Source organism: Mycobacterium sp. (assembly GCF_035653355.1).
Classification (GTDB): domain Bacteria; phylum Actinomycetota; class Actinomycetes; order Mycobacteriales; family Mycobacteriaceae; genus Mycobacterium.
In genome coordinates this window covers 1-6393 of record NZ_DASRBZ010000242.1, presented here as the reverse complement: position 1 = coordinate 6393, position 6393 = coordinate 1, and the positions used below count along the sequence as shown (strand labels likewise).

Annotated in this window: 9 protein-coding genes and 1 pseudogene; 5 read left to right on the top strand and 5 right to left on the bottom strand. The window is 66.6% G+C overall.

Features of this window, described 5'->3' with window-relative positions:
* The 3 genes and pseudogenes from VFA16_RS08260 to VFA16_RS08250 all read left to right on the top strand — a co-directional run.
* Window positions 1–294: pseudogene (locus VFA16_RS08260) on the top strand (galactose-1-phosphate uridylyltransferase); the annotation flags it as partial.
* Window positions 291–1376, top strand: coding sequence for a galactokinase (locus VFA16_RS08255; RefSeq protein ID WP_324967348.1), 1086 nt, complete (start codon window positions 291–293; stop codon window positions 1374–1376). The pseudogene VFA16_RS08260 and the gene VFA16_RS08255, both read left to right, overlap by 4 nt.
* 183 nt (window positions 1377–1559) lie before the next feature.
* Window positions 1560–2306: a Mut7-C RNAse domain-containing protein gene (locus tag VFA16_RS08250; protein ID WP_324967347.1), complete on the top strand. Its 747-nt coding sequence runs from the start codon at window positions 1560–1562 to the stop codon at window positions 2304–2306.
* A 1-nt stretch (window position 2307) separates the two neighbouring features.
* Here VFA16_RS08250 and VFA16_RS08245 read toward each other — a convergent pair whose 3' ends face one another.
* From VFA16_RS08245 to VFA16_RS08235, 3 genes are all read right to left on the bottom strand, one after another.
* Entirely contained in the window at window positions 2308–2790 is a 483-nt protein-coding gene (locus VFA16_RS08245; RefSeq protein WP_324967346.1) for a hypothetical protein, read from the bottom strand.
* A 66-nt stretch (window positions 2791–2856) separates the two neighbouring features.
* On the bottom strand, window positions 2857–3477 hold the full coding sequence (locus VFA16_RS08240; RefSeq protein ID WP_324967344.1) for an RES domain-containing protein: 621 nt from the start codon (window positions 3475–3477) through the stop codon (window positions 2857–2859).
* Window positions 3470–3985 carry a hypothetical protein gene (locus VFA16_RS08235; protein ID WP_324967343.1) on the bottom strand — a complete coding sequence of 172 codons (516 nt, stop codon included), beginning with the start codon at window positions 3983–3985 and terminating at the stop codon, window positions 3470–3472. The genes VFA16_RS08240 and VFA16_RS08235 overlap by 8 nt, the downstream gene beginning before the upstream one ends.
* A gap of 101 nt (window positions 3986–4086) precedes the next feature.
* Here VFA16_RS08235 and VFA16_RS08230 point away from each other — a divergent pair, with 101 nt between their 5' ends.
* On the top strand, window positions 4087–5025 hold the full coding sequence (locus VFA16_RS08230; RefSeq protein ID WP_324967342.1) for a class I SAM-dependent methyltransferase: 939 nt from the start codon (window positions 4087–4089) through the stop codon (window positions 5023–5025).
* 8 nt (window positions 5026–5033) lie between these two features.
* Here VFA16_RS08230 and tpx read toward each other — a convergent pair whose 3' ends face one another.
* A complete protein-coding gene (gene tpx, locus VFA16_RS08225; protein WP_324967341.1) occupies window positions 5034–5537 on the bottom strand; it encodes a thiol peroxidase in 504 nt (167 codons plus the stop codon).
* 71 nt (window positions 5538–5608) lie between these two features.
* Here tpx and VFA16_RS08220 point away from each other — a divergent pair, with 71 nt between their 5' ends.
* A complete protein-coding gene (locus VFA16_RS08220) occupies window positions 5609–5986 on the top strand; it encodes an NYN domain-containing protein (protein ID WP_324967340.1) in 378 nt (125 codons plus the stop codon).
* Here VFA16_RS08220 and VFA16_RS08215 read toward each other — a convergent pair.
* Window positions 5983–6393, bottom strand: a 411-nt coding sequence (locus VFA16_RS08215) for a lysylphosphatidylglycerol synthase transmembrane domain-containing protein (RefSeq protein WP_324967339.1), incomplete at its 5' end; no start/stop codon positions are given. The two genes, VFA16_RS08220 and VFA16_RS08215, sit on opposite strands and share 4 nt — an antisense overlap.

Here is a 6393-nt window from a genome sequence, read left to right as displayed (position 1 = left end):
CACAACCTTCTCGAGCTCGAACCGGCCGAACTGGACGATTTCGCGCAGGTCTACCTCGACGTGCTGCGCCGGTTCGACCGCATGTACTGCGGCCCGCTGCCGTATATGTCGGCGCTGCACCAGTTCGCCGACACCGACGCTCAGCGGGAGGGTTACTTCCACGTCGAGTTGATGTCGATCCGGCGCAGCGCAATTGCGCTCAAGTACTTGGCAGCCTCCGAGTCGGCGATGGACGCGTTCATCAGCGACGTGACCCCCGAAGACGTGGCCCAGCGGCTGCGAGAACTTGCATGACAGTCCGATACGCCGCGCCCGGGCGGATCAACCTGATCGGCGAACACACCGATTACAACCTCGGTTTCGCGCTACCGATCGCGCTGCCGCAACGCACCGTGGTGACGTTTGCGCCGGACGACAGCGACGCGGTGAGAGTGTGCAGCGACTGTACCGAGGGTTCGGTGCGGATTCCGCTCGACACCACTCCCGGAGAGGTTTGCGGCTGGGCCGGCTATGTGGCCGGGGTGATTTGGGCGCTGCGCGTTGCGGGGCACCCAGTGCCCGGTGGCGCGATGTCGATCAGCAGTGACGTCGAAATCGGTTCGGGCCTGGCCTCTTCTGCGGCGTTGGAGTGTGCGGTGCTCGGTGCTTTGATGTCGGCGGCTGGTGCGCGCGTCGGCCGTGTGGAGCAGGCGCGGCTCGCGCAGCGCGCCGAGAATGAGTATGTCGGGGCGCCAACGGGATTGCTCGACCAGTTGGCTGCGCTGTTCGGGGAGCCGTCGACGGCGCTGCTGATCGACTTTCGTGAGCTGACAGTCCGGCCAGTGCCGTTCGACCCCGATGCGCGCGATGTCGCGTTGCTGCTGATCGACTCGCGGGCCCGGCACAGTAACGTCGGCGGTGAATACGCGGCCCGTCGCGCGTCGTGTGAACGTGCAGCCGTCGATCTGGGTGTGTCGTCGCTGCGGGATGTCACCGATGTTTCAGTGCTGGCGTCGATCGGCGACCCGGTCGACGCCCGCCGAGCCCGCCACGTGATCACCGAGAACCAGCGTGTACTGGATTTCGCTGGCGCGCTGGGTTATTCGGACTTTGCCGAAGCCGGCCGCATTATGACCGCCTCGCATGCTTCGATGCGTGACGACTTCGACATCACCACTGAGCACATCGATCTGATTGCAGATTCCGCGGTGCAGGCCGGCGCGTTTGGCGCCCGGATGACCGGCGGCGGTTTCGGCGGCTGCGTGATCGCGTTGGTGCCGGCCGGGCAGGTTGAGGCGGTCGCGGAGGCGGTACGACGCACGGTGCGCGATGCGGGTTGCGAACAGCCGGTGATCACCCGCACCCATGCCGCCCAGGGCGCGTGTTTGCTGGGATGAATCAGGCTGCCTGCTAGCCAATAGTGCACTTGCCCGCCTCAGAGCGATTTCTAACGAGCAAATCGCTGTTAGGCGGGCAATAGGCCTATTGGGTGCGCGAGCTGGTCGAGCTCCATGTGCTTTGCTGACTCAGCAGAAAACACCGCGATTGCGCCTCACCAATCCCGCGGGAGACCATGAGACATGGTCGGCTATGTGGACGTGCGGGCCTACGCCGAGCTCAACGACTTCCTCGGCGCCGACGCCCGGGGCATGACCCTGCGCCGCCCGTTTCGGGGCCATCAGACGGTCAAGGACGTGCTTGAGGCGATGGGAATTCCGCACACCGAGGTCGACCTCATCCTGGTAAACGGCGAACCAGTCGACTTCGCGCACCGCCCCACGACGGGCGACCGCATCGCCGCCTACCCGGTATTCGAAGCGCTCGACATCGGAGCGACGACAAGGCTGCGCCCCGTGCCGCTGCGCGATCCCCGCTTCGTCGTCGACGTCAACCTCGGTCGGCTGGCCCGTCTGCTGCGCGTGCTCGGCTTCGACGTGTGGTGGTCAAGCGACGCCGACGATCAGAGCCTCGCCGATATCAGCTTGGCCCAGCAGCGGACCCTGCTGACCCGGGACCGCGGGCTGCTGAAGCGTCGCGCGATCACACACGGCCTGTTCGTCCGCGCCGACGACCCCGAGGAACAGATCCTGGAAGTGATTCGGCGACTGGATCTGCGCCAGCGGCTGGCCCCGCTGACGCGATGTGTGCGCTGCAACGGCCGACTCGCCACCGTCACCAAGGACGAAGTGATCGACCAGCTCGAGCCGTTGACCCGCCGCTACTACGACGAGTTCAGCCGCTGCACTGACTGCGGGCAGGTCTATTGGGCCGGGTCGCACTATGCGCGGTTGCTCACCCTCGTCGAGCGACTGCGCGACCAACTTTGATTTAGGCCGGCGTCAACCGGATAGCAGCCAGCCTCATCCGGTCGACAGCCTCGGCGAACTCCTCAACCGACGGGATGCGCTGATCGCGGAATTTCAGTCCCATCATGCGTTGCGCGTTCTTGGCGCCGTAGGACTCTGCGCAGCGCCGATGGAGGTCGGCGACCACTCCGGGGTCTTGGATCAGCTCACCCCGCATGGCGGTCTGCTTGCCGTCGAGCAAGACCTGGGCGTCGGCGCCGTCGCGGAAGTTGTGCTTCCACGGCGCGCTGGTCAGGGCGTAGAGAATGTTGTCGATCCAGTGCGCGCTCACCGGAATTGAGTACTGCCGCCCCGTCTTTCGGCCGGTGAAGCTCAACACCATCAGCTGCTTGCGGGCCGGGCCCATGATCGGAGTGCGCAGCAGCGACCGCAGGATTGGGTTGACGACCCGCAGTACTGGTTGCGGTGGGTGGGATTCGGTGATCGCCGGTGACTGTTCTGTCATGCCAACACGGTAGGACTAATGGGGATGCGCGGGGGCAGAATGACGCGACGGACCACGCAACGCCCACTATGCGTCATCGAGGTGCCAGCTGACGGTAAACCCGTGGCGTAGCACCAGATCGGCGAGCACATCGGTCCGCTCGGCCAGTCGCCGGGACTCGGCTGCGAACGCGTCGAGGGCAAAGAAGGCGAAGTTGGCTGAGGTCTCCGGCGTGGTGCGCGGCCGGTACACGATGGCGTCCAGGTCGCTCCACCACCGCCTGACGGCATCGGCGAGCCGATGACAGGTGTCCCACACGTCGGGATGCTGGCCGGTGTTGATCTGGTCGTCGATGCGGAGCGCGTCGAGGTTGGCCTCGGTGCGCAGATCGAGCACGCGCAGCCCCCGGGCGGTGGTCAGCCGGACCAGGTGGTGGCTGGCATGGTCGGCCGGGATGACCAGGCCCGTCGGCCAGTAGCGCTCCCGGAATGCGCCGACGAGTGTGCTGGCAGCGTATCGCGTTCGGAATAAGCCGGATTCGGGGTCGAAGCGAAAGCGTGGCCTGGGGAAGCCGTCCCAGGTCCACTCCGCGGGTGGCATGGCGTCGACGCGCCACAGTTCGGTGCCGGCAGCGACGCGACGCCGACGCAGGCCGACCGGCCGAGCCAGCGGTAACGGTGTCCGGTAGCCGGCGGGAAGCTCAGGCACCGACCGCGGCCAGCATCCGCCACGCAGTCTCGGCGGTGTTCGGGCGGCGCAGCGCCTCGGCGATCGACGAGCCGCCCAGGTCGTCGTGCCGCAGGCGCATGACCCGGTCGGCGGCCACCGGGTCCGAAGTAAAGCGCGCTAACGACTCCAGAATCCGCGGCAGGTCCGGCCGCAGCCGGTCGTCGTCGAATTGCCATGCAGGAAACCACGTTTGGTTACCGACCGCAGAGCCCAGTAGCTTGCCCCGGCTGCGCAGCCGGTGGACGGCCTGCGGCGAACGCAGCCCCAGCCGTGTTTGCACCTGCGGTGTGGGCAGCGAGCCCTCGACGAACTCGCGCACCAGGGCGCCGCGTCGCTCGTCGTTCAGGCTGTTGGCGGCGACGAGTTCCAGGGTTCCCTGCGGCGCCGTCGGCGCCTCCAAGATGGCGTCGAGGACCTCGGCGAATCGGGAGTCCTTTTGTGCGCGCTCGGCAACCTGGCGAGCCAGCGGGGCAATGGCAGTAGGCATATCTCCAGGCTAACACGAACGGCCCGAATTGAAACAATCGAAACAGCTTGTACAGCTGGCCGGCGTACTGTGGCCGACGCTGACCAATAGAAGGAGTGACGGTGGTAAGAACCGAGAACGACAGCTGGGAGATCACCGAAAGCGTGGGCGCGACGGCGCTGGGTGTGGCCGCGGCGCGGGCCGCGGAAACCGACAGTGACAATCCGCTGATCGACGATCCGTTCGCACGGGTGTTCCTCGAGGCCGCGGGCGACGGGATGTGGAATTGGTTCTCGGCGCCCGAGCTGCCTCGCGAGATCGTCGAGGAAGCACCCGACCTGCCGCTGCGGATGCAAGCGATGGTGGACTACATGGCCGCTCGCACGGCCTTTTTCGACAGCTTCTTCCTCGACGCCACCAACTCCGGCGTGCGGCAGGTGGTGATCCTGGCGGCGGGTCTTGATTCGCGGGCCTGGCGGTTGCCGTGGCCGGATGGTACGACGGTCTACGAACTCGACCAGCCGAAGGTGCTGGAGTTCAAGTTGTCGACGTTGCGAGAACGCGGCGACCAGCCGACAGCCAACCTGGTCGATGTTCCCGTCGATCTGCGCCACGACTGGCCAGAAGCATTGCGGCAGGCTGGGTTTGACACTAGAGCGCCCAGCGTGTGGTCGGCCGAGGGGCTGTTGCCGTTCCTGCCGGCAGCGGCGCAGGAGCAGCTGTTCGAGCGGGTGCAAGCACTTTCCGTCGCGGGCAGCCGGATCGCGGTCGAGGCGCCGGGGCCTGGCTTCATGGACGAGGACGCCCACGCCAGGCAGCGCGAGCAGATGCAGCGAATCCGTGCGCTGGCAGCCAAACTGGGCGAGCAGCGCGATATCCCCGACGTCCAGCAGCTGTGGTACTTCGAGGAGCGCGAAGACGTCGGCGACTGGTTGCACCGCCACGGCTGGGAAGTGTCGGTGGTGTCGGCCGAGGAGCTGATGGCCCGCTACGACCGGCGTCCGCCCGACATCGAGGACGCTGCGCCGCGCAGCTTGTTCGTGTCGGCGCAGCGCTTATAACGCAGCAACTACACCGAGGAACTCATTGCGGCTAGCGCGGCGTCGTAGTTGGGCTCCGAGGCGATCTCGGGCACCAGTTCGGTGTACGCGACGTTGCCGTCGGGACCGATCACCACAATGGCCCGCGCCAGCAGCCCTGCCATCGGTCCGTCGATAATGCTGACGCCGTACTCGTCGCCGAAGCTGTCGCGGAACGCCGAGGCGGTTGTGACGTTCTCGATGCCCTCTGCGCCGCAGAATCGCTGCTGCGCGAACGGCAGGTCTTTGGAGACGCACAGCACCGACAGGCCCTGTCCGGCGGCGCGCTCGTTGAAGGTCCGCACGCTGGTCGCGCAGACCGGAGTGTCGATCGAGGGAAAGATGTTGAGTAACAGCGGCTTACCGCGGAAGTCTTCGCTGCTGACGATGCCGAGGTCGGGGCCGGTCAGGGTGAACGGGGGAGCTGGGAATCCCACGGCCGGAAGCTCGCCAACTGTATTGATCGGGTTACCACGCAACGTTATCTGTGCCATGGGCCATAGTCTGCCAAGGTCCGCGCGCCGCCAGCGACCAGGGTGGCTAATAGCCGCGTTACGGTTGGTTTGTGCGCTGGATCGTCGACGGCATGAACGTGATCGGAACTCGCCCCGACGGCTGGTGGCAGGACCGCGGCGCGGCGATGGTAGCGCTGGTGGACAGGCTCGACCGCTGGGCGTCGGCCAACGGCGACCAGGTGACGGTGGTGTTCGAGAAGCCGCCGTCGACCCCGATCCCTTCAGTGATGATCGAGGTGGCATATGCACCCAAGGCGGCGGCGAACTCGGCCGACGACGAGATCGCGCGGTTGGTGAGTGTCGACGCCCAGCCGCACGAGATCTGCGTAGTCACATCGGACCGGACATTGGCCGGCCGGATCCGCGGCATGGGCGCATCGGTGCAGCCGGCGCACAGCTTCCGTAATCTCGTCGACCCACTTGGCTAGATCATCTCGTTCCTGGTGAGCCAGCGCATCACCGGCCAGCCGATGAATACCGGCAACCAGCAGGTGAGCACGCGGTACAGCAGCACCGACGGCACCCCGACGGCGGCAGGCACACCGAAGGCGGCCAACCCACCGATCAGCGCCGCTTCGACGGCGCCGACGCCGCCGGGAGTGGGGGCGGCCGAGGCGAGGGTGCCGCCGACCATGGTCACCACCGTGACGGTGACGAACGTGACATGGCCGCCGAACGCGTTCACGCTGGCCCACAGCGCCAGTGCAGCACCGAGAGTGGTTCCGGCACAGCCTAATACGATCAACACCAGGCGCTTGGGTTCGCGGGCCAGCTCGGCGAGGTCGCGGCTGACCTCGGCCAGTTTCGGGCGCACCGCAGTCGCCAGCCAGCGCCG

What these genes read in the sequence shown, in the direction of transcription:
- VFA16_RS08255 (WP_324967348.1), top strand. Translation starts at nt 291, where the DNA reads ATGACAGTCCGATACGCCGCGCCCGGGCGGATCAACCTGATCGGCGAA.
- VFA16_RS08245 (WP_324967346.1), bottom strand. Translation starts at nt 2,790, where the DNA reads ATGACAGAACAGTCACCGGCGATCACCGAATCCCACCCACCGCAACCA.
- VFA16_RS08235 (WP_324967343.1), bottom strand. Translation starts at nt 3,985, where the DNA reads ATGCCTACTGCCATTGCCCCGCTGGCTCGCCAGGTTGCCGAGCGCGCA.
- tpx (WP_324967341.1), bottom strand. Translation starts at nt 5,537, where the DNA reads ATGGCACAGATAACGTTGCGTGGTAACCCGATCAATACAGTTGGCGAG.
- VFA16_RS08250 (WP_324967347.1), top strand. Translation starts at nt 1,560, where the DNA reads ATGGTCGGCTATGTGGACGTGCGGGCCTACGCCGAGCTCAACGACTTC.